This window comes from Variovorax paradoxus, from assembly GCA_016806145.1.
Classification (GTDB): domain Bacteria; phylum Pseudomonadota; class Gammaproteobacteria; order Burkholderiales; family Burkholderiaceae_C; genus Variovorax.
In genome coordinates, this window is record CP063166.1 from 5,326,676 (window position 1) to 5,344,028 (window position 17,353).

18 protein-coding genes are annotated in these 17,353 nt (G+C 70.6%); 15 read left to right on the forward strand and 3 right to left on the reverse strand.

The features are described 5' to 3' along the window. Positions 1–10 precede the first annotated feature (10 nt). The 7 genes from INQ48_24750 to INQ48_24780 all read left to right on the forward strand — a co-directional run bounded on the left by INQ48_24750 (position 11) and on the right by INQ48_24780 (position 6,418). Positions 11–1,081, forward strand: coding sequence for a transporter (locus INQ48_24750; protein ID QRF56523.1), 1,071 nt, complete (start codon positions 11–13; stop codon positions 1,079–1,081). A gap of 95 nt (positions 1,082–1,176) precedes the next feature. Further along, positions 1,177–2,034 (forward strand): PHP domain-containing protein, encoded by an 858-nt coding sequence (locus INQ48_24755; GenBank protein QRF56524.1) that lies wholly within the window; start codon positions 1,177–1,179, stop codon positions 2,032–2,034. 1 nt (position 2,035) lies between these two features. Next, a complete protein-coding gene (locus INQ48_24760) occupies positions 2,036–3,013 on the forward strand; it encodes a DMT family transporter (protein ID QRF56525.1) in 978 nt (325 codons plus the stop codon). A gap of 15 nt (positions 3,014–3,028) precedes the next feature. Further along, positions 3,029–3,664 carry a threonylcarbamoyl-AMP synthase gene (locus tag INQ48_24765; GenBank protein QRF56526.1) on the forward strand — a complete coding sequence of 212 codons (636 nt, stop codon included), beginning with the start codon at positions 3,029–3,031 and terminating at the stop codon, positions 3,662–3,664. A 44-nt stretch (positions 3,665–3,708) separates the two neighbouring features. After that, entirely contained in the window at positions 3,709–4,380 is a 672-nt protein-coding gene (locus INQ48_24770; GenBank protein QRF56527.1) for a site-2 protease family protein, read from the forward strand. Between the two features lie 26 nt (positions 4,381–4,406). Continuing rightward, positions 4,407–5,744 carry a tryptophan--tRNA ligase gene (locus tag INQ48_24775; GenBank protein ID QRF56528.1) on the forward strand — a complete coding sequence of 446 codons (1,338 nt, stop codon included), beginning with the start codon at positions 4,407–4,409 and terminating at the stop codon, positions 5,742–5,744. Positions 5,745–5,818: 74 nt separating this feature from the next. Beyond that, positions 5,819–6,418 carry a response regulator transcription factor gene (locus INQ48_24780; protein ID QRF56529.1) on the forward strand — a complete coding sequence of 200 codons (600 nt, stop codon included), beginning with the start codon at positions 5,819–5,821 and terminating at the stop codon, positions 6,416–6,418. A 67-nt stretch (positions 6,419–6,485) separates the two neighbouring features. Here the strand turns inward: INQ48_24780 and INQ48_24785 are convergent, their stop codons facing one another. Further along, the gene (locus tag INQ48_24785) at positions 6,486–7,904 is read right to left on the reverse strand and encodes a HAMP domain-containing histidine kinase (protein QRF56530.1); all 1,419 of its coding nucleotides are present in this window, start codon (positions 7,902–7,904) and stop codon (positions 6,486–6,488) included. 197 nt (positions 7,905–8,101) lie between these two features. On the opposite strand from INQ48_24785, the gene INQ48_24790 reads away from it, so the two are divergent. Further along, entirely contained in the window at positions 8,102–8,494 is a 393-nt protein-coding gene (locus tag INQ48_24790; protein ID QRF56531.1) for a VOC family protein, read from the forward strand. On the opposite strand, the gene INQ48_24795 is transcribed toward INQ48_24790, so the two are convergent. Then, positions 8,495–9,907: a PLP-dependent aminotransferase family protein gene (locus INQ48_24795; protein ID QRF60881.1), complete on the reverse strand. Its 1,413-nt coding sequence runs from the start codon at positions 9,905–9,907 to the stop codon at positions 8,495–8,497. Between the two features lie 381 nt (positions 9,908–10,288). On the opposite strand from INQ48_24795, the gene INQ48_24800 reads away from it, so the two are divergent. The 7 genes from INQ48_24800 (at position 10,289) to INQ48_24830 (ending at position 16,256) form a co-directional block, all read left to right on the forward strand. After that, positions 10,289–10,771, forward strand: a complete 483-nt coding sequence (locus tag INQ48_24800; GenBank protein ID QRF56532.1) for an MSMEG_0572 family nitrogen starvation response protein — start codon at positions 10,289–10,291, stop codon at positions 10,769–10,771. A gap of 143 nt (positions 10,772–10,914) precedes the next feature. Beyond that, complete coding sequence (locus tag INQ48_24805; GenBank protein QRF56533.1) at positions 10,915–11,994, forward strand: Nit6803 family nitriliase; 1,080 nt, start codon at positions 10,915–10,917, stop codon at positions 11,992–11,994. Further along, positions 11,957–13,027, forward strand: a complete 1,071-nt coding sequence (locus INQ48_24810) for an MSMEG_0568 family radical SAM protein (protein ID QRF60882.1) — start codon at positions 11,957–11,959, stop codon at positions 13,025–13,027. Before INQ48_24805 ends, INQ48_24810 begins: the two co-directional genes overlap by 38 nt. 1 nt (position 13,028) lies before the next feature. Beyond that, positions 13,029–13,589, forward strand: a complete 561-nt coding sequence (locus INQ48_24815; GenBank protein QRF56534.1) for a GNAT family N-acetyltransferase — start codon at positions 13,029–13,031, stop codon at positions 13,587–13,589. Continuing rightward, complete coding sequence (locus INQ48_24820) at positions 13,586–14,617, forward strand: sll0787 family AIR synthase-like protein (GenBank protein ID QRF56535.1); 1,032 nt, start codon at positions 13,586–13,588, stop codon at positions 14,615–14,617. Before INQ48_24815 ends, INQ48_24820 begins: the two co-directional genes overlap by 4 nt. Beyond that, entirely contained in the window at positions 14,608–14,886 is a 279-nt protein-coding gene (locus INQ48_24825; GenBank protein ID QRF56536.1) for an MSMEG_0570 family nitrogen starvation response protein, read from the forward strand. Before INQ48_24820 ends, INQ48_24825 begins: the two co-directional genes overlap by 10 nt. A 44-nt stretch (positions 14,887–14,930) precedes the next feature. After that, entirely contained in the window at positions 14,931–16,256 is a 1,326-nt protein-coding gene (locus tag INQ48_24830; protein QRF56537.1) for an MSMEG_0569 family flavin-dependent oxidoreductase, read from the forward strand. 16 nt (positions 16,257–16,272) lie between these two features. Here the strand turns inward: INQ48_24830 and INQ48_24835 are convergent, their stop codons facing one another. Continuing rightward, a complete protein-coding gene (locus INQ48_24835) occupies positions 16,273–17,253 on the reverse strand; it encodes a LysR family transcriptional regulator (protein ID QRF56538.1) in 981 nt (326 codons plus the stop codon). Positions 17,254–17,353: the final 100 nt, after the last annotated feature.

Here is a 17,353-nt window from a genome sequence, read left to right on the forward strand (position 1 = left end):
ATCGCGCACCTTGCCGGCACTCCATGACCTGGCCGCCAATTCGTATGGCGGCGACGAAGCCGGGCTGATCTGCGGCTACCTGTTCGACCCCGGTGCGTCGGGTCCCGACGCCTCACGCGAGATCGATTCGAGCCAGGCCGCGGCCTGGCTCGACGCCCTGCCGCCCGACGAGGAACTGGCCGCCGCGCCGTCCGAAGGCGCCTACGCGGGCCCCTATGCGTGGCTGCACTTCAACCTGAGCCATGCCCAGGCCGAGCGCTGGCTGCAGCGCCATGCGCGGCTGTCGGACACCTTCTACGAGACGCTGCACGACGGCCTGCCCTCCACGCGCATCGAGCGCGCCGACGATGCGCTGATCGCGGTCATCAACGACGTGCACTTCGAGTTCAGCTTCGAGCCCTCGGACATCTCGACGCTGTGGATCGCGGTCGGCGCGCGGCTGGTCGTGACCGCGCGCAGCAAGCCGCTGCGTTCGGTCGACGCGCTGCGCACCGCGGTCAAGGCCGGCGACGCGCCGGGCTCGAGCACCGAGCTGCTCGAGCACCTGCTGCGCGCGCAGGCCGACGTGCTGGTGAAGATCGTGCGCGGCGTGACCGGCCGCGTCGACCGCATCGAGGACGAACTGCTGGCCGGCCGGCTCGACCACAAGCGCGCCCGCCTGGGCGTGATGCGCCGGCTGCTGGTGCGGCTGCAGCGGCTGCTGGCGCCCGAGCCGGCGGCGCTGTTCCGGCTGCTGCAGCGCCCGCCGGGCTGGATGGCCGAGGACGACACGCAGGAGCTGCGCGGCGCGACCGAGGAGTTCTCGGTGGTGCTGCGCGACATGCAGGCGCTGCAGGAACGCATCAAGCTGCTGCAGGAAGAGATCGCCGCCAACGTCAACGAGGACAACAACCGCAGCCTGTTCGTGCTGACGGTGGTCACGGTGCTGGCGCTGCCGATCAACATCCTGGCCGGCCTGTTCGGCATGAACGTCGGCGGCATCCCGCTGGCCGAGCACAAGCACGGCTTCTGGATCGTGGTGGCGATCGTCGCCACCTTCACCGCGGTGGCCGCCTGGGCCGCTTTCAGGAAGAAGCGCTGAGCCGCTCCACCGCTGCGGTTAATGCTATTTATCTAGTAGCAAATACGAGCACCCATGCGACCGTGTCGACAGGCCGGAGCGCCTAGAATCGACCGGTGTCCTCCATTCTCAATGCCGACCTGCACTGCCACTCCGTGGTGTCCGACGGCACACTGACGCCCGAAGAACTCGCCGTGCGCGCCGCCAGCAATGGCGTCGACCTGTGGGCGCTGACCGACCACGACGAGATCGGCGGCCAGCACCGCGCCGCCGCCGCCGCGCGCGAGAACGGCATGCGCTACCTCACCGGCACCGAGATCTCGGTCACCTTCGCGGGCGAGACCGTGCACATCGTCGGCCTGGGCTTCGACCCCGACGACGCCGCCATGACCCAGGGCCTGTACGACACCCGCGGCGGCCGCGGCAAGCGCGCGCAGGAAATGTCCGAGGGCCTGGCCAAGGTCGGCATCCAGGGCGCCTACGAAGGCGCGCTGCGGTTCGTCGGCAACCCCGAGCTGATCTCGCGCACGCACTTCGCGCGCTTCCTGGTCGAGCAGGGCCACTGCCGCGACACGCCCGAGGTGTTCCGCAAGTACCTCACCGAGGGCAAGCCCGGCTACGTGCCGCACCGCTGGGCCACGCTGAAGGACGCGGTGCACTGGATCACCTCGGCCAAGGGCCTGGCCGTGATCGCGCACCCGGGCCGCTACAAGTTCAGCGCCAACGAGGAGTACGCGCTGTTCCTCGAGTTCAAGGCGCATGGCGGCCAGGCGATCGAGGTCGTCACCGGCAGCCACACCCCGGCCGAATACGTCGAGTACGCCGACAAGGCGCTCGAGTTCGGTTTCGCCGCCTCGCGCGGCAGCGATTTCCACAGCCCCGACGAGAGCCACTGCGACCTCGGCAAGCTGCCGCCGCTGCACGCTTCGCTCACGCCGGTATGGGAACTGCTCGGCCACCGAATCCAGACCTAGCGTGAGCCAGTTGCCCGGGACCGCGACCGAAAGCGCCGCCACCCAGGCGCTGGCCCAGGCCCGCGCCGCGGCCCAGGCCGCCTCCAGCCGCGAATCCGAACGCATCCTGGCCGGCATCGGCCTCGTGGTGCTGGCCGTGGCCTGCTTCGCCACGCTCGACACCGCCACCAAGATCTCGACCGCGAGCGTGCCGATCCTCATGGGCGTGTGGTTCCGCTATGCCTTCCAGGCCGTGGCCACCACCGCCGTGCTGCTGCCGCTGCGCGGCACCGCGCTGCTGCGCACCGCCCATCCGCGCTACCAGGCGCTGCGCGGGGCGCTGCTGCTGGGCTCGAGCCTGTTCGCCTTCATGAGCCTGCGCTACATGCCGCTGGCCGAGTTCACCTCGATCGTGCTGATCGCGCCGCTGGTGATCACGCTGCTGGCGGCCACCACGCTCAAGGAGCACGTCTCGCCGCTGCGCTGGACGCTGGTGGCGGGCGGCTTCGCGGGCACGCTGGTCATCCTGCGGCCCGGCGGCGGCGCCTTCAGCTGGGCCATCCTGCTGCCGATCGGCCTGGTGATGACCAACGCCTGGTTCCAGGTGCTCACGAGCAAGCTCGCGCAGACCGAGAACCCGCTGACCATGCACTTCTACACCGGCTGGGTCGGCACCCTGCTGGCCTCGCTGGCGGTGCCCTTCGCCTGGACCGCGCTGCCCTCGTGGCACTGGTGGGCGCTGCTGTGCCTCATGGGCTTCATGGGCACGGTGGGACACTTCATGCTGATCCTCGCCTACCAGCGCGCGCCGGCCTCCACCCTCACGCCCTACCTCTATGCGCAGATCGCGTTCGCGATGCTCGGCGGCTGGCTGATGTTCTCCCACGTGCCCGATGTCGTGTCGCTGGTCGGCATGGCGATGATCGCCGTCTGCGGCGCGGCCGGTGCCTGGCTCACCGTGCGCGAGCGCCGCGTGCCGATCGAACCCGCGGAATCCTGATCAGGAGCGTTTTTCATGGCCCAGTACTTCGAAGTCCATCCCGACAACCCCCAGCAGCGGCTGCTCAAGCAGGCCGCGGCGCTGCTGCAGCGCGGCGAGATCGTCGCCGTGCCCACCGACTCCAGCTACGCGCTGGCCTGCCACCTCGACGACAGGGATGCGGTCGACCAGCTGCGCCGCATCCGCCAGGTCGACGACAAGCACCACCTGACCCTGATCTGCCGCGACCTCAGCGAGCTCGCGAACTACGCGCGCGTGGACAACAAGCAGTACCGCCTGCTGAAGGCCGCCACGCCCGGCCCCTATACCTTCCTGCTCGAGGCCACCAAGGAGGTGCCGCGGCGCGTGAGCCATCCGCAGCGCAAGACCATCGGCCTGCGCGTGCCCGACCACAAGGTGCTGCTCGAGCTGCTGGCGCTGCATGGCGCGCCGCTCTTGGCCACCACGCTGATCGCGCCCGGCGAGACCGAGGCGCTCAACGACGCCGAGGTCATCCGCGAACGCTTCGAGAAGCAGATCGCGGGCGTGATCGACGCCGGCGCCTGCCCCTCCCAGCCGACCACCGTGGTCGACCTCACGCCCATGGGCAGCGGCGACGATCCGGTGGTGGTGCGCCAGGGGCGCGGCGCGCTCTCGGTGCTGGGCCTGTGATGCGGCCTTCGTTTCTCCCTTGTTCCGTCTGACACAATCTCGCAGTGGATATCTCCAATCTGATACAGACGGTCCTGATCTATGCGCTGCCCGTGATCTTCGCGATCACCGTGCACGAAGCCGCGCACGGCTACGTGGCGCGCTACCTCGGCGACAACACCGCGGCGGTCATGGGCCGCGTCACGCTCAATCCGATGAAGCACATCGACCCCATCGGGACCATCCTGATGCCGCTGATGCTCTACTTCGCGACCTCGGGCGCCTTCCTGTTCGGCTATGCCAAGCCGGTGCCGGTCAATTTCGGCCGGCTGCGCCATCCCAAGCGCGACATGGTCTGGGTGGCGCTGGCCGGCCCGGCCTCGAACTTCATCCAGGCGATCCTCTGGGCCGTGGTCTGGGCGGTGCTCATCGGCGTCGGCGTGCAGGAGCCCTTCTTCATCAAGATGGCGCAGGGCGGCGTGCTGGTCAACCTCGTGATGTGGGCCTTCAACCTCTTTCCGCTGCCGCCGCTCGACGGCGGCCGCGTGCTGGCCGGGCTGCTGCCCAACGGGCCGGCGCAGAACTTCCTCGCCCGCATCGAGCCCTACGGTTTCTTCATCGTGATGGGCCTGGTGCTCGCCGGCATCGTCAGCAAGTTCTGGCTGATGCCGCTGATGAGCGTGGGCTACGAGGTGCTCGATCTGCTGATCGGGCCGCTGCAGGCCCTGTTGCGTTGATGTTGCGTTAGTTTCCAGTTCCGACCATGGCTTCGTCCTCCCCTTCCCCGCTGCGCGTCCTCACCGGCATCACGCCCTCCGGCACGCCCCATCTCGGCAACTACGTCGGCTCGATCCGCCATTCGGTGCGCCAGAGCGTCGCGCCCGGCGTCGAGAGCTACTTCTTCCTGGCCGACTACCACGCCCTCATCAAGGTGCAGGAGCCCGCGAAGATCCAGCGCTCCACGCTGGAGATCGCCGCCAGCTGGCTGGCCTGCGGGCTCGATCCCGAGCGCGTCACCTTCTACCGCCAGTCCGACATCCCCGAGATCCCCGAGCTCACCTGGTTCCTGACCTGCGTCACCGGCAAGGGCGTGCTCAACCGCGCCCATGCCTACAAGGCCCAGGTCGACAAGAACGCGGCCAAGGGCGAGGACGCCGATGCCGACGTCACCGCGGGCCTGTTCATGTACCCGGTGCTGATGGGCGCGGACATCCTGATGTTCAACGCCCACAAGGTGCCCGTGGGCCGCGACCAGGTGCAGCACATCGAGATGGCGCGCGACATGGCGCAGCGCTTCAACCACCTCTACGGCGATCACTTCACGCTGCCGGACGCCGAGATCGACGAGGCCGTCGCCACCCTGCCGGGCCTCGACGGCCGCAAGATGAGCAAGAGCTACAACAACACGATCCCGTTGTTCACGCCGCGCGCCCAGCTGCAAAAGCAGATCGCGAGCATCGTGACCGACTCGCGCGCGCCCGGCGAGCCCAAGGAGACCGAGGGCTCGGCGCTGTTCCAGATCTACCAGGCCTTCGCGAGCGCCGACGAAACGGAAGCGCTGCGCAAGTCCTACGCCGAGGGCATCGCCTGGGGCGACGCCAAGCAGGTGCTGTTCGAGCGCATCGACCGCGAGGTGGCGCCGCTGCGCGAGCGCTACGAGGCGCTGATGGCTGACCCCGCGCAGATCGAGCGCACGCTGCTCATCGGCGCCGACAAGGCGCGCGCGCTGTCGCGCCCGTTCGTGACGCGGCTGCGCCACGCGGTCGGCCTGCGCAACCTGGCCGACGCCGGCGATGGCGCCAAGGCGCGCAAGGGCGGCAAGGGCGCGGGCAAGGCCGGCTTCAAGCAGTACCGCGAACGCGACGGGATGTTCTATTTCAAGCTGCTCGATGCGACCGGCGAAACCCTGCTGCAGAGCCGAGCTTTCGCCTCGCCGCAGGAGGCCGGCCGTACCATCGCGGCGCTGCAGGAGCAGCGCGGCGCGGCCTTGACGACTTATGCGGATCGGCTCGAGCCGATCGCCACGGATGAAGGATTGCGCGCCGCGAGCGAGGCGCTGGAGGCACTGTCGGAGGCCACCGCCACCACCAAGGGCGGCTGATCCGGCAACCGCCACCGGCCCATCCGCCGGTGGACGAGAAGAGAGAAGACGGTGCGATCACAAAGGAAGAAAACATGAGCATATATGTCATCGACGACCACCCCCTGATGCGCGACGCGATCGTGATGGTCCTGCGGCGCCTTCGTCCGGCCGAGAACATCGTCGAGCTCGAACGGCTCGACAAGCTCGCGAGTTCCGTCGCGCAGCGCGGAGCGCCCACGCTCTTCTGTCTGGACCTGAAGCTGCCCGACACCAACGGCGTCTCGGGCGTGATCGCGGTCAAGCAGGTCTATCCCAATGTGCCGATCGCCGTCTATTCGGCCGCGCCCTCGGCCGACATGGAAGACGCCTGCATTGAAGCCGGTGCCGACACCTACATCGAGAAGTCGGCCAGCTCGGCCGAGCTGGCGGCGGCCCTGCGCGGCCTGCTGATGGCCGGCTCGGAAGAAGCCGACGAGCCGCCGCTGGCGAGCAACAGCAAGCTCTCGAAGCGCCAGACCCAGCTCATCGCCATGCTCGACAAGGGCATGAGCAACCGCGACATCGCCACCGACCTCGAGATCAGCGAACACACGGTGAAGGTGCACCTGTGGCGCCTGTTCCGCCGCCTGGGCGTGAAGAGCCGCACGCAGGCGCTGCATTACGCGCGCACGAACGGGTTGCTGTCGGGCTGAGGCCGGGCCGCAGCGTCGTGAAGGAGCCGCGCCATGTGCGCGGCTTTTTCTTTGGGGGCGGAGCCTTTCAGCCCACCGCCGCGCTCACCCGCGCCTGCGCCACCGCCTCGTCCGCATCGTGCAGCGCCACGCGGAACACGCTGCCGCTGCCCAGCCGCGAGCGCACGCTGACCGGGTGGCCCAGCACGTGGGACAGGCGCGCGACGATCGCCAGGCCGAGGCCGAAGCCGTCGGAGGTGCCGGCATGGTCGGCCACCTTGTAGAACTCGAGGAACACGTCGCGCAGGTGCTCGGGCGCGATGCCGATGCCGGTGTCCCAGACCTCCACGCGCATGCCCTCGCGGGTGCGGCGCGAGGCCAGCAGCACGCCGCCCTCGGGCGTGTACTTGATCGCGTTGGCCAGCAGGTTGCCGATCATGCGGCGCACGCGGATCGGGTCGGTGAGGAAGCTGCCCTCGGTCACGTGGACGCGGAAATCGAGCCCCTTGCTCTCGGCCACGGGGCGGTACTGCAGCTCGAGGTCCTGCAGCAGCTCGGCGATGTCCACGCGCTCGATGTGCAGCCGCACCTGGCCCGAGTCGATGCGCGCGAGGTCGAACATCGAGTCGAACAGCGCATTGACGGCATGGGTGGCGCGCACGATCTTCGGCGCCAGCTCGAGCACCAGCTCGGGCTCGTTGCGCAGCCAGTCGGCGTACAGCGACAGCGCCAGCACCGGCTGGCGCATGTCGTGCGCGGCGCTCGCGAGGAAGCGGTTCTTCATCGCCACGGCCGCCACCGCCGCCTGCCGCTGCTGGGTCAGCGACTTGATCAGGATGTGGTTGTGGAACAGCAGCTCCAGGCTGTTGCGCGCGGTCTCGTGGATGTGATGGCCGGCGCGCAGCAGCAGGTACCAGTGCAGCGTGGGCAGGATCGGCAGCAGGAAGCCGTACTGAAACTGCGGATGCTCGAGGTTGATGACCACCAGCCGCACCAGCACCGAACCGAGCACGGTGGCGAACAGCGTGTTGACGAAGCGCTTGAGCAGCGGCGGGTGCAGCGCCAGCCCGTTGAGCGGCGAGGTCGCGACGCCCGCGATCACCAGCCAGCTGATGAACTGGTTGACCTGCGGCACGCGCTCGAAGAACAGCAGCACCGACAGCCCCCAGACGAAGGCGCTGGCGGTCCAGACGAAGGCATAGCGGTCGGCGTACTGCTGCTGCGCCAGCGCGCTGCGCCCGACGTAGCGCACCGCGTACACGCGCGCGGCCCAGGCTCGGCAGGCCATCGAGATCAGGCCGGCGGTGAGCCAGGTCAGCACCTCCCAGCGCGGCAGCGCCGACCAGTTGAGCGCCGCCATGCCGACCATCAAGGTGCCCGACACGAGGTAGGAACCGCGCGCCGAGCGCATCAGGCTGCGGATCAGCTCGCCGCGCACCCAGGCCTCGGCCTCGTCGGCGGAGGCCGGCACGGGCGTGAGGCTGGTGATCGAGGCGGCGGTGGCCATCAGGCAGCGCCTTTTCTGCGGTAGCGGGCCAAAACCATGGATGAGGGGTGCGGGTGGATCCGGCGGCCGGAACGGCGTTCCGGCCAGTCCGGCGATCTTACCGGGCCGCAGGCCGGTGTTTCACGCCGTAACAACCATCCGCGATGCCGCGGCCCTTGAGGCACGATGGCATCCCCTCGCTTTTCGGGCCTGCCGCCATGCTTTCCCACGTGTTCCTCGGCGTGAGCGACTTCGAGCGCGCCTTCGGCTTCCATGCCGCCGTCATGAACGAGCTCGGCCATGCGCTGCGCTTTCGCGACGACAGCCGCCCCTGGGCCGGCTGGCAGCGCCCCGACGCGCCGCGCCCGCTGTTCCTGATCGGCGCGCCCTTCGACGGCGAGGCGCCGGCGGTGGGCAACGGCCAGATGGTCGCGCTGCTGGCGGCCGACCGCGCCACGGTCGATCGCGTCCATGCCGTGGCGCTGGCCCACGGCGGGCGCTGCGAAGGCCCGCCCGGGCTGCGCCCGCACTACCACGCCAACTATTACGGCGCCTACTTCCGCGATCCCGACGGCAACAAGCTCTGCGTCTGCTGCCACGACCCTGCATAGCTAGAAGGCCCGCTCCTGCACCGTCGCGTGCGGGTGCAGCGGATGCGTCAGCGTGTCCGCGATCAGCCGCAGCGCGTCGTCGCACTCCTCGCGCGACATCGGCCCGCCGAGGCAGATGCGCACCGCGTCGGGCGGATCGCCGTCAGTCGAGAACGCCGCGCTCGCAACCACGCCCACGTTGCGCGTGCGCAGGAAGGAGGCGAACTCGACCGGGCTCCAGCCCGGCGTGAGCGGCAGCCAGGCATGGAAGCCCTCGGGATGCGCCTGCAGCCCGTGGTCGCCGAGGTGGCGCGCGGCCAGCAGCTGGCGCGCGGCCGATTCGGCGCGCACCGCCTGCAGCATGGCGTCGGCCGTGCCGTCCTCGACCCACATCGTGGTCAGCGCATTGGTGACCGGCGAGGCCATCACCGTAGTGGCGCGCAGCGCGCCCGCGAGCCGCTGCGACTGGCGCGCGGTCGGGGCGCAGACGTAGGCGCTGCGCAGCCCCGCGCCGAAGCACTTCGAGAAGCCGGTGACGTAGTAGGTGAGCGCGGGCGCCAGCGTGGCGAGCGTGGGCGGCATCTGGCGCGGCAGCATGCCGTAGGCGTCGTCCTCGATGATCGGCACCGCGTAGCGCAGCGCCACGTCGGCCAGCGCCTCGCGCCGCGCGCGGCTCACGGTGCCGGTGGTGGGGTTGAGCAGGGTCGGGTTGCAGTACAGCGCCTTGGGCTTCAGGGTCTTGCAGGCGTGCTCGAAGGCATCGGCGATCGGGCCGTCGTCGTCGAGCTGCAGCGCATGCAGCTGCACGCCGAGCTGGGCCGCGATGGCCTTGATGCCCGGGTAGGTCAGCGACTCCACGCACACCAGCTCGCCGGGCCGCGCGAGCTGCGAGATCAGCGCGGTCAGCACGCCGTGGATGCCGGGGCACACCAGGATGCGGTCGACGCCGGCCTCGGGCACGTGCGGGCGCAGCCACTGCATCGCGGCCTCGCGGTCGTGCACCGTGCCGCCGAAGTCCTGGTAGCGCAGCAGCTCGTAGAGGTCGGCCTGCGCGAAGGCCTGCGCGGCGCCTTCGTGCATGCGCGCCACCAGGTGCTCGTCGCGCGGCTCGGGCGGCATGTTCATCGTCATCTCGGCGCCGCTGCCGCCGCGCAGCCGCAGGCTCGGGCTGCCGGTGCGGATGAAGGTGCCGGTGCCCGCGCGCGAGTCGATCAACCCGCGCTTGCGCGCCTCGGCATAGCCGCGCGCCACGGTCGTGTAGTTGAGCTGCAGGTCCGCCGCCAGCTCGCGCAGCGTGGGCAGCCGGTCGCGCGCGCCGAGCCGGCCGGTGCGGATGTCGTCGGCGATCAGGTCGGCCAGCAGCAGGTAGGCCGGCTTGGCGCTGGCGCGCAGCTGCTTGCGCCAGTGCAGCGTGACCGGGGCGGCGGGGGCGATCGGGGCGGTGTCGGAGGCGGCCACTTGATTGCATCCATTGATTGCATCGGGGGACCGATCAACCCGCAGGAAACGTGCCCGTCGCCAGCGGGTCCCGAGGGCCGGCGATGCCTCCAACGGGTGCGATCAACCCCCTTGATCGGGTGCATTGATCGCACGCGGAACGCTTCGCCACGGTGCGGCGCGGCCTGCCGCGGGCCGCGCGCGACCCGCTCGCGGCACCCGCGCGGAAATTTTTTCGCGCCCGCATGCGGCACCGCTGCGCCTTGATCGCAACTTGATTGCATCACCGGCTCCGCGCCCTGGCACATGGCGTGCGAAGAAGGAGGGGCGCAGACGCTGCTGCGTTCCTCTCCTTCATCCCTTTCACCGGAGTACCCCATGCCCACCGTGACCCGTCCCCGCAACGAAAAAGGCGAGTTCCTCGTCGACTACGAAGAGAAGGTGTTCGAAGACGTGAAGGCCGAACCCGGCGAGAAGGCGCTCGTGACCTTCCACACCGTGGCCTTCGAAGGCTCGATCGGCTTCGTGAACCTGCTGCAGGCCACGCGCCTGCGCCGCAAGGGCTTCGAAACCTCGATCCTGCTCTACGGCCCCGGCGTCACGCTGGGCGTGCAGCGCGGCTTTCCGACCCTGGGCGACGAGGCCTTCCCGGGCCACCAGAACTTCAACAAGCAGATCGCGACCTTCATCGGCGAGGGCGGCAAGGTCTACGCCTGCCGCTTCGCGCTGCAGGCCCTCTACGGCCACGGCGAAGGCGCGCTGATCGAAGGCATCAAGCCGATCAACCCGCTCGACGTGCTCGACCTGATCCTGCTGCACCGCAAGGCCAACGCCTTCATCCTCGACACCTGGACGCTGTGATGCCCACCCCCGTTGCTTGCTCACTTCGTGTAGCCGCCTCCCCCCTCGAGGGGGCAACACCAGCGGCCCGGCAAAGCCGGTTCCGCGGTGTTTCCCGAACGGGCCTCGCTGCGCTCGCCGCGGCATCGCGCTGAGGTGCGGCGATGGGGACCTCCAATTCTTCCCGCATCGTCCGCGCCGCGGCGATCCAGATCGCGCCGGACTTCGACCGTCCCGATGGCACGCTCGATCGGGTGTGCAGCGCGATCGACGAGGCCGCTTCGAAGGGCGCGCAGCTCGCGGTCTTCCCCGAGACCTTCGTGCCCTACTACCCCTACTTCAGCTTCGTGCTGCCGCCGGTGCTGCAGGGCGCGCCGCACCTGCGGCTGGCCGAGCGCGCGGTGGTCGTGCCCGGTCCGGTCACGCAGGCCGTGGCCGAGCGGGCACGCGCACGCGGCGTGGTGGTGGTGCTCGGCGTCAACGAGCGCGACCACGGCAGCCTCTACAACACGCAGCTGGTGTTCGATGCCGACGGCACGCTCGTGCTCAAGCGCCGCAAGATCACGCCGACCTATCACGAGCGCATGGTCTGGGGCCAGGGCGACGGCGCCGGGCTCAAGGTGGTCGACACCGCCATCGGCCGCGTCGGCGCGCTGGCCTGCTGGGAGCACTACAACCCGCTGGCGCGCTACAGCCTGATGGCGCAGCACGAGGAGATCCACTGCGCGCAGTTCCCGGGCTCGCTGGTGGGCCCGATCTTCGCCGAGCAGATGGAGGTCACGATCCGCCACCACGCGCTCGAGTCGGGCTGCTTCGTGGTCAACGCCACCGGCTGGCTCAGCGACGAGCAGATCCGCAGCGTCACGCCTGACCCCGACCTGCAGAAGGCGCTGCGCGGCGGCTGCCACACGGCCATCGTCTCGCCCGAGGGCCGGCATCTCGCGCCGCCGCTCACCGAGGGCGAAGGCATGGTGATCGCCGACCTCGACATGGCGCTGATCGCCAAACGCAAGCGAATGATGGATTCGGTCGGCCACTACGCGCGCCCCGAGCTGCTCTCGCTCGCCATCGACGACCGACCCGCGGCCACCACCGTGCCGATGCACACCCTTTCTTCCCACCCACGGAGCCCCGACCATGACGACGACCGCCGCCCTCGCACCGAATCCCGCACCGAATTCCGCGCCGGTGGACAGCCGCCAGCTGATGACGGAGCTCCAGTCCTTCGGGTTGCGGCTGGCTGACCCCGGCGCGGGTGCCGCCAGCCGCCGCGGCGGCGCCGGCCCCTCGGACCACAAGGCCGTGCTGGTCGACGGCCACACGATCATGGTGCCGGTCCACACCGCGAGCGCCTGGCATTCGCCGTTCACGGCCGAGGCGCCGAACGCGCAGGGCGTGAGCCGCGTGATGCGCGGCAGCATCCCGATCGCGAACATCGCCTTTCCGCGCCAGCCGCGCTTCTACGGAATGCAGACCTTCGACGGCGTGCCCTACTCGCACATCGCCACGCTGCACGGCAGCGACGTGCTCGCCACCACCGTGCTGCAGACCTGCATCCGCTACGAGAGCCGGCGCAAGAGCTGCAAGTTCTGCGCGATCGGCCAGTCGCTCGCGGCCGGCCGCACCGTGGCGCACAAGACGCCGCAGCAGCTCGCCGAGGTGGCGCGCGCGGCCGTGCTGCTCGACGGCGTGAAGCACATGGTGCTGACCACCGGCACGCCCAACGCCACCGACCGCGGCGCGGCGGTGCTGTGCGAGAGCGCCTTCGCGATCAAGGCCGCGGTCGACATCCCGATCCAGGGCCAGTGCGAGCCGCCCGACGACGACCGCTGGTTCCAGCGCATGAAGGCCGCGGGCATCGACACGCTGGGCATGCACCTGGAGGTGGTCACGCCCGAGGTGCGCGAACGCATCATGCCGGGCAAGGCCAGCGTGCCGGTGTCGCGCTACATGAGCGCCTTCGAGGCCGCGGTGGCGGTGTTCGGCCGCGGCCAGGTCAGCACCTACATCCTCGCGGGCCTCGGCGATTCGCGCGAGGCCATCCTCTCGATCTGCGACGAGCTGCTCGCGCGCGGCGTCTACCCCTTCGTCGTGCCCTTCGTGCCGATCAGCGGCACGCCGCTCGAGGACCATCCCGCGCCCACGCCCGAGTTCATGAAGTCGCTGCTCGAGCCGCTGGGCCGGCGCGTCGCGGCCGCCGGGCTGCGCTCGGCCGACATCAAGGCGGGCTGCGGCAAGTGCGGCGCCTGCTCGTCCCTGTCCGTCTACGAGGCCTGAGATGAAGACCGCCGAAGCCTGGAGCGAGCTGCCGCTGGCCTACGCGCCGGTCGAATACCTCGTGCGCGAGGCCGCCCAGCAATGGGAACGCGACGAGGCGATGGCGCTGCGCCGCGCGGTGTTCTGCATCGAGCAGGGCATCTTCGCGCGCGACGACCGCGACGCGATCGACGACCACGCGCTGCTGCTGGTGGCGATGTCGTGCAACGCCGGCATGCCCGAGCAGGTGGTGGGCACGGTGCGCATCCACCGCGGCGCGGCAGCGGGCGAATGGTGGGGCTCGCGGCTCGCGGTGCACCCGGCCTTCCGCAGCCAGGGCCACCTGGGCGCCACGCTGATCCGGCTCGCGGTGTCGCGCGCCCATGCGCTGGGCTGCACGCTGTTCCTCGCGCAGGTGCAGCTGCAGAACGAGCCGCTGTTCGGCAAGCTCGGCTGGACCACGCTCGGCCAGTGCGAGGTGCAGGGCCGGGCGCACGCGCGCATGCGCGCCGACCTCGGCGTCTATCCGCCCTGCCACGATCCGGTCAGCGGCTTCGTCACGCGCGCGAGGGTGGCGCGATGAGCCGCGCCGCCGAGATCGCCGAGGCGCTGCGCGCCACGCGCGGCTTCGCCCACAAGCGCGACATCAGCGACGTGGTGGCCGCGCTGGGCCGCTCGCTGCCCGGCGGCCACGCAGCGCTCGCGCAGGCCGTGCCCGTGGGCGACGACTGCGCCGCCATTCCCGACGGCCGCGGCGGCTTCCTGCTGTTCGCGATCGAAGGGCTGGTCGAGGACTTCATCGTGCGCATGCCCTGGTTCGCGGGCTATTGCGGCGTGATGGTCAACGTGAGCGACATCTACGCGATGGGCGGACGCCCGACCGCGGTGGTCGACGCGCTGTGGAGCAGCGGCATGAACCCGGCCGACCAGGTGCTCGGCGGCATGGCCGAGGCCGCGGTGCGCTACGGCGTGCCGATCGTCGGCGGCCACAGCAACAACCGCAGCGAGCGGCCGCAGCTCGCGGTCGCGATCCTCGGCCACGCGCGCCGGCTGATCACGAGCTTCGATGCACGGCCCGGCGACCTGCTGGTGATGGCGGCCGACCTGCGCGGCGCCTACGAGGAGCCCTTCCCCTACTGGAACGCCTCGACGCGCGCGCCGGCCGCGCGGCTGCGCGCCGACCTCGAGCTGCTGCCCGCGCTCGCCGAGGCCGGCCTGTGCCGCGCCGGCAAGGACATCAGCATGGCCGGCGCGGTCGGCACCGCGATGATGCTGCTCGAATGCTCGGGCGTGGGGGCGACGATCGAGCTCGACGCGCTGCCCCGGCCCGAGGGCGTGCCGCTGCTGCGCTGGCTGTCGTCGTTCCCGAGCTACGGCTTCGTGCTGAGCGTGGCGCCCGCGCAGCTCGCGCGCGTGCTCGCGCGCTTCGCGGCGCGCGACATCGCCTGCGGCGTGATCGGCACGGTGGACGACGGCCGCGCCGTGCGCCTGCGCGCCGACGGCGAGGAGGCCCTGCTGTGGGACTTCGGCCGCGATGCCTTCATCCAGCCGCCGGCGATGTCGGCCGGTGCCCGCGAAGCCGCCGCCGCGAGGACCACGCCATGCCCGTGACGCACTTCCGCGTGCGCTGGCCCGATGCCGGCGAATCGCGCTGCTACTCGCCCTCGAGCGTGGTGCGCGAGCACTTCGCGCCCGGCGAACGCTATGCGCGCGACGAGTTCCTGCGGCGCGCGCGCGAGGCGCTGGGCATCGCCTCCGAGCGCGTGCGCACCCGCTACGGCTTCGCCTGCTCGCAGGCGATGGACCAGCTCGCCGAGATCGAGCGCATCGCCGCGCGCTTCGAGCCGGGCGCCGAGGTCACCGTGCTGGCCTTCGACTGACCCTCCATTCACACACGCGACCCAGCGAGAAAGCGAGACTCCCCATGTCCCACCCCACCCATCCCGAGCATCCCTACGGCGGCCGCAGCCACTACAGCGTGGCGATCGTCGGCGGCGGCCAGGCCGGCCTGTCGCTGAGCCACTGCCTGCAGCAGCGCGGCATCGACCACCTCGTGATCGAGAAGCGCGGCCTGGTCCACAGCTGGCGCACGCAGCGCTGGGATTCGTTCTGCCTGGTCACGCCCAACTGGCAGTGCCAGCTGCCGGGCTGGTCCTACCAAGGCGACGATCCGCACGGCTTCATGGTCAAGGACCAGATCAACGACTGGCTCGCGGGCTTCGTGGCGCAGGTGAAGCCGCCCGCGCTCGAGGGCGTGACGGTGCAGCGCGTGGCCTTCGTGCCCGAGAGCGGCGAGCGCGGCCGCTACGAGGTGCACACCGATGCCGGCCTCTACACCGCCGACCAGGTGGTGGTGGCCTCGGGCGCGTATCACAAGCCGATCGTGCCGCGGCTGGCCGAGAAGCTGCCGGCCTCGGTGGCGCAGTACCACTCGGCGCAGTACCGCAATCCCGCGCAGCTGCCCGCGGGCGCGGTGCTGGTGGTGGGCTGCGGCCAGTCGGGCGCGCAGATCGCCGAGGACCTGCACCTGGCCGGGCGCAAGGTCTACCTCGCGACCGGCGACGCGCCGCGCTGCGCGCGCTTCTACCGCGGCCGCGAGGTGGTCGACTGGCTCGCCACCATGCAGTACTACGACATGCCGGTCGGCGCCCATCCGCTGCGCGAAGGCGTGCGCGACAACACCAACCACTACCTGACCGGCCGCGACGGCGGGCGCGACATCGACCTGCGGCGCTTCGCGCTCGAAGGCATGGAGCTGTTCGGCCTGCTGACCGACCTGCACGACGGCGTGCTGCAGTTCCAGCCCAACCTGGGCGCGCACCTCGACCATGCCGACCGCGTCTACAACAACATCAACGCCTCGATCGACAAGTACATCGCCGCCAACGGCATCGAGGCGCCGCCGCCCTCGGTCTACACGCCCGTGTGGGAACCGCCCGAGGAACGCACCCGGCTCGACCTCGCGGCCGCGGGCATCACCAGCGTGCTGTGGTGCATCGGCTTCTCGCCCGACTTCGCCTGGGTCGACGCGCCGGTGTTCAACGGCCGCGGCCACCCGGTGCACCAGCGCGGCGTCACGCGCGAGCCGGGGCTGTACTTCCTCGGCCTGCCGTGGCTGCACACCTGGGGTTCGGGGCGCTTCTCGGGCGTGGCGCGCGACGCGGAATTCCTCGCCGAGGCGATCGATGCGCGGCGCGCCGGGCTGCGCGCGGCACCGGAGCTCGCGCCGCCCCATCTGCAGGCGGCCTGAGCGCGCAGCTCCGGCGTCAGGCGGCCATGCCCGCGAGCGAATCGGCCACGTCGATCGCGCGCGGCAGCGCGGCGCGCACCGCCTCGATGAAGTGCCGCAGCTTGGCCGACTGGAAGCGCGTCTGCGGATAGACCAGGTACACCGGCAGCGGCGGCGCCTGCCATTGCGGCACCAGCCGCAGCAGCCGGCCGCGCGCGATGTCGTCGTTGAGCAGCCAGGCCGAGCCCATGCAGGCGCCGAGCCCCAGCACGGCCGCGTTGCGCAGCGCGTAGAGGCCGTCGGTGCTCAGGCGCGGGCGGATCGGCACGCGGCATTCCTCGCCGGTCGTCACGTGCGAGAGCCGCAGCTCGGTGCGGTAGAAGGTGCGCAGCGCCAGCCAGGGCAGCGCCGCGAGCTCGGCGGCATGCGCGATCGGCGGCCGGCCTTCCATCAGCGCCGGCGCGACGGCCACGATGCGCGGGATCTCCGACAGCTTGAGCGCCACCACCGAGGGGTCGTCGATCTCGCCGACCTGGATCGCGCAGTCGATGTTCTCGGTGATGAAGTCGGGGCGCCGGTCGTGCAGCAACCATTCGACGTCCACGCGCGGATGCTCGCGCAGGTAGCGGTACAGCGGATGCATCAGCAGGTCCTGCCCGAGCGCATGCGGCGCGATCACGCGCAGCGTGCCCTCGGCCGCGCGGCCGGCGCCGCGCAGCTCGTCCTCGAAGGCGGCCCAGTCGGCCAGCAGCTCCTTCGCGCGCTCGAAGCAGCGCTCGCCGTCCTCGGTGAGCTTCATGCCGTGGGTGGAGCGCCGCAGCAGGCGCAGGCCGAGCGAGCGCTCGAGCGTCTGCAGCCGCCGGCTCACGGTGGGCTGGCTCATGCCGAGCTGGGCCGCGGCGGCCGACAGGCTGCCGGCCTCGACGATGCGCACGAAGGTCTGCATGAGCTCGACACGGTCGGCCGGGGCGCTGGCGACCGGGACGGCGGGCGTTTCGGGGGCGGAATTCGGGGTCATGGCGAGATTCTGAGCCTTGTATGCGTCGAACGTATATACGTTGTTCGCTGCCGAGGACTACCGTTCGAGCGTTTCACCCTGCAAACTCCGCGCACTTTCC

Bases quoted from the DNA above. Each gene is read 5' to 3' on its own strand.
- INQ48_24790 (QRF56531.1), top strand. From the start codon at position 8,102: ATGCTTTCCCACGTGTTCCTCGGCGTGAGCGACTTCGAGCGCGCCTTC.
- INQ48_24800 (QRF56532.1), top strand. From the start codon at position 10,289: ATGCCCACCGTGACCCGTCCCCGCAACGAAAAAGGCGAGTTCCTCGTC.
- INQ48_24805 (QRF56533.1), top strand. From the start codon at position 10,915: ATGGGGACCTCCAATTCTTCCCGCATCGTCCGCGCCGCGGCGATCCAG.
- INQ48_24825 (QRF56536.1), top strand. From the start codon at position 14,608: ATGCCCGTGACGCACTTCCGCGTGCGCTGGCCCGATGCCGGCGAATCG.
- INQ48_24835 (QRF56538.1), bottom strand. From the start codon at position 17,253: ATGACCCCGAATTCCGCCCCCGAAACGCCCGCCGTCCCGGTCGCCAGC.
- INQ48_24765 (QRF56526.1), top strand. From the start codon at position 3,029: ATGGCCCAGTACTTCGAAGTCCATCCCGACAACCCCCAGCAGCGGCTG.
- INQ48_24785 (QRF56530.1), bottom strand. From the start codon at position 7,904: ATGGCCACCGCCGCCTCGATCACCAGCCTCACGCCCGTGCCGGCCTCC.
- INQ48_24775 (QRF56528.1), top strand. From the start codon at position 4,407: ATGGCTTCGTCCTCCCCTTCCCCGCTGCGCGTCCTCACCGGCATCACG.
- INQ48_24780 (QRF56529.1), top strand. From the start codon at position 5,819: ATGAGCATATATGTCATCGACGACCACCCCCTGATGCGCGACGCGATC.
- INQ48_24830 (QRF56537.1), top strand. From the start codon at position 14,931: ATGTCCCACCCCACCCATCCCGAGCATCCCTACGGCGGCCGCAGCCAC.
- INQ48_24810 (QRF60882.1), top strand. From the start codon at position 11,957: ATGACGGAGCTCCAGTCCTTCGGGTTGCGGCTGGCTGACCCCGGCGCG.
- INQ48_24820 (QRF56535.1), top strand. From the start codon at position 13,586: ATGAGCCGCGCCGCCGAGATCGCCGAGGCGCTGCGCGCCACGCGCGGC.
- INQ48_24815 (QRF56534.1), top strand. From the start codon at position 13,029: ATGAAGACCGCCGAAGCCTGGAGCGAGCTGCCGCTGGCCTACGCGCCG.